Origin of the sequence: Methanobrevibacter sp., assembly GCF_017447225.1 — an archaeon.
GTDB lineage: Archaea > Methanobacteriota > Methanobacteria > Methanobacteriales > Methanobacteriaceae > Methanocatella.
The window spans coordinates 1-3819 of the sequence record NZ_JAFSNZ010000055.1; the positions used below are offsets into that span (position 1 = coordinate 1).

At 35.6% G+C, this 3819-nt stretch carries 2 protein-coding genes; one reads left to right on the forward strand and one right to left on the reverse strand.

Annotated features, from left to right (window positions below; all coding sequences use genetic code 11):
• Positions 1 to 194: 194 nt before the first annotated feature.
• A complete protein-coding gene (locus IJQ68_RS05420) occupies positions 195 to 1787 on the reverse strand; it encodes an AarF/ABC1/UbiB kinase family protein (RefSeq protein WP_292797973.1) in 1593 nt (530 codons plus the stop codon).
• A gap of 131 nt (positions 1788 to 1918) precedes the next feature.
• Between IJQ68_RS05420 and IJQ68_RS05425 the strand changes: the two genes are divergently transcribed.
• On the forward strand, positions 1919 to 3703 hold the full coding sequence (locus IJQ68_RS05425; RefSeq protein ID WP_292797976.1) for a YhgE/Pip domain-containing protein: 1785 nt from the start codon (positions 1919 to 1921) through the stop codon (positions 3701 to 3703).
• Positions 3704 to 3819 lie beyond the last annotated feature (116 nt).

Genomic DNA, 3819 nt, shown 5'->3' on the forward strand with positions numbered 1-3819 from the left:
ATAACATTGAGAAATTAAAAAAATAATCAAAAATCTGGCGAAAAATTTTGAAAATAATAAGTGAACAAAATTCAATAATAGTATGAAAAATTAGTAAAAAAATGAACAGTAATTAATAACTAATAATTTCTGCCAACACTCCACAAATAGAAAAAAAAGTATATGAGGGAGAAATTAATTCCCTCTGATTTAATTTATTTTAAAACAAATTTTCTCATACCAATTATGCTTAAAATTATAGCTATTATATAACCTATTAGGGAAATCACCGGCATGTCAAATACTCTAGGACCGAAAGAAACAACTGAAGAACCGACAATAAGTGCGGATACCAATGCAATTATTGAAACCTTATCAGTTATGTCCACTTCAAACTTAAATTGCAGTTCCTCATTATCAATCTTGTGAATTGTCCTTGTAAGAAGTTTCGGCAAGGCCTGAATCATATGTTCATATAAAATCAGATTGCTTTTCTTTCTTTTAAAATACTTTTTAGGACTAACTCTTTGTTTAGCAATTTCTTTAGCAATAGGCTTGATTGATGCAAAAACATCAATTTCAGGATCCAGATTTTTAGCAATTGCTTCAACCATGGATAATCCCCTTGCCATTGTGACAAACTCATTCGGGAGGATAACGCCATATTCCTGCATAAGATTGAGAAGCTCTTCGAGAACTCCATTGAAACGGTTTAGTTCAACGCCGAAGTATCTTCCGAAGAGGTCATTCAGGTCTCTTTTTAAAGTTCTTGTTTCAATGTCATAATCCAAAATGTCCATATACATTAACTGATTGATTAAACCGTCAATATCCTGGTCAACAAACAGCAGCATCAATTCGGAAAGATTGCGTTTGAATTCCTCATCAAAGAATCCCATCATACCCAAATCAAGATAACATACAACATTGTTTTCCAAAATCATGATGTTTCCAGGATGAGGGTCTCCATGGAAAAAACCGTCAATGAATAGCTGCTGAAGATAGGAATCAAGAATATTTTTTGCCAAAAGTTTTTTATCAAATTCATCACTGTTGCTTTGATATACATCACTTAATTTTGTACCGTCTATAAATTCCATTGTCAAAACTTTTGATGTGCAATACCTGGAATAGGTGGCAGGAATGTGAATGTCAGGATTATCTTCAAAATTCAATTCAATGCGCTGCATATTCATAAGTTCATTATTATAATCGATTTCCTTATGAATTGAACGGTCAAATTCTTCCATGATTCCAGGCAAGTTCAATTTTCTGAGATTTGAGTTCAGTTTGTCTGCACGGTTGGCAACATATTTCATTATTCTTATGTCAAGGTCAATCTTATCTGTGATACCTTCTTTTTGTACCTTAACTGCAACTCTCTCACCAGTAATTAATTTGGCTTCATGAACCTGACCTATGGATGCAGTTGCTAAGTGTTCATGTGAGAAATCTTCAAACAAATCATCAATATTGCCATGAAGCTCCCTTTCAACAATCTTTTTAACCAGATCATATGATATGGCAGGATTGTCATCCTGCAAGTTCGCCAATTCATTTGCTATCTTTTCACCAACAATATCCGGCCTTGTACTTAACAGCTGACCCAATTTGATGAAAGTTGTTCCTAAATCCTGAAGCATCAACCTTAATTTTTGAGGAATCTCATCATCTAATAAAGGATTGATTGTCTCATCATCGTTTCTACGTATTTTACTTTTTGCAGTTTGACCTAAAGCTTCATCAAAGCCATATTTTTTTAAAGCTTGTCGAATTTCACCCAAACGAGCTTTTGTTTCTTTATCCATAAATACACCAAATGATTTTTATAATCTATTAATTATATCTATTTGATTAATACTTATTAAATTATTATGTGCACAAATTTTATTATTAATTAAAAATATATAATATTAACAGTAAAAATTTGAGGTATAAAATGGCGGGAAGAGATATAAGCAATGTTGTTGAGATTATTAAAAAAGACTTCAAATCAGCTTTTTCAAATCCTATTGTTACAATTGTTTTAATTGGAATAATAATTTTACCTTCACTTTATGCTCTTTTAAATATTCAGGCATGCTGGGATCCTTATGGAAACACTGGTGAGGTGCAGTTTGCAATTGCAAACCTTGATAAAGGAGCATCATATGATGGTGTAGAAATTAATGTTGGAGATGAGCTGATTAAGGATTTAAAGGATAATGATAAGTTTAATTGGACATTCGTAACAGAAGATGAGCTGCGGGACGGCGTTTATAAGGGAGATTATTATGCGGGAATAGTAATACCCGAAAACCTGAGTGAAAATATTTTATCAATCACATCAGACGACCCGCAACAGGCTAAGTTAGAGTATGTCGTTAATGTAAAATCCAATCCTGTTGCTACCAAATTAACTGATTCAGGTGCTAATGCAGTTTATAATGCATTGAATGCAAAAATAATAGAAATCATTAACCTTGCAGCTTATGGAAAACTCGGCGAACTGCAGGCAGGTCTTGCCTCTGGTGCAGGTCAGTTATCCAGCGGGGGCAGTCAGCTTTCAGCAGGTTCAGCACAGGTTTCTTCAGGTGCAAGTCAGCTGTCAAGCGGTGCCGGACAGCTATCTGATGGTGCAAGCCAGTTATCAGATGGTGCAAGCCAATTGGCTGATGGTGCAGGTCAGGTTGCCGGAGGTACTCAGCAGGCATATGATAAAGTAAATACATATAATACGGAAATTCATGAGGCCACAGGATACATTAGAGAGCACACCAGCAGCCCATTAATACATGAAGTGACTGACAAAATTGATTCCAAATCTGAAAATGTCACAGGTAAAGTCCAGCAATTGAATGATGGTGCAGGTCAGGTTGCAGAGGGTTCAGCATCTTTAGCTGAAAATACGGGCAGACTTAAATTAGGTATTGATGAGTTGGCTGAAGGTTCATTGTCACTTGCGGCAGGCGCAGAGCTGCTTGGAAATGCAGCTGCACAGGCATTGTTTACTGCAGCGGCTTCCCTTGCTTCAACTGCAAATACCCTTGGGGAAATCACAGGCATTAACGAAACAATTCTTGGAGACTATTTCTATTCCCCAGTTACCCTTGACAGGCATGAAGTTTTCTCAGTTCCGGATTACGGATCCAATGTATCTCCATTTTATCTGGTACTGTCAATGTGGGTTGGTGCTTTAATCACCTGTGCAATGTTAAAACCTGGTGTGGCTAAAGGAACAAAATATTCTCCTCTTGAAATGTACTTTGGAAAATTAGCGATATTTTTCATATTGAGCATTCTTCAAGTATCCGTAACAATTATCGGAGCATTCATATTAGGAATTTATATTGCCAATGTACCGCTGTTTATTTTCTCAGCCATTCTGGTATCGGCGGTATTTATGGTTCTGATTTATTCTCTGGTTTCCGCATTGGGAGATGTTGGAAAAGCAGTAGCTATTGTCCTTCTGGTTATTCAGATATCAGGTACCGGAGGAATTTATCCGGTTCAGATTATGGATCACTTTTTCCAAGTGATTAATCCATATTTACCTATGACATATGCAATCACACTGATACGTGAAGCCCAATTAGGTCTGGTATGGTCAAACTACTTGCCTGCATTAGCCATCTTATTGGGAATAGGTATTGTAACTGTTGCCGTTCTGTTGGTTGTTAAGGAAAAAGCTGATACAGCAGCACATTACTTTGAAAAACGTCTGGAAGACAGTGGACTATTTTAGAAGTTGTATTTCAACTTCTTTTATTCTTTTTTTTGACAATAGAAAATTTGTTATTGATTATGTTTTTATAAAATTTCTGCATTCAATTTTTACACCTCAAAATTTTCTACTATATA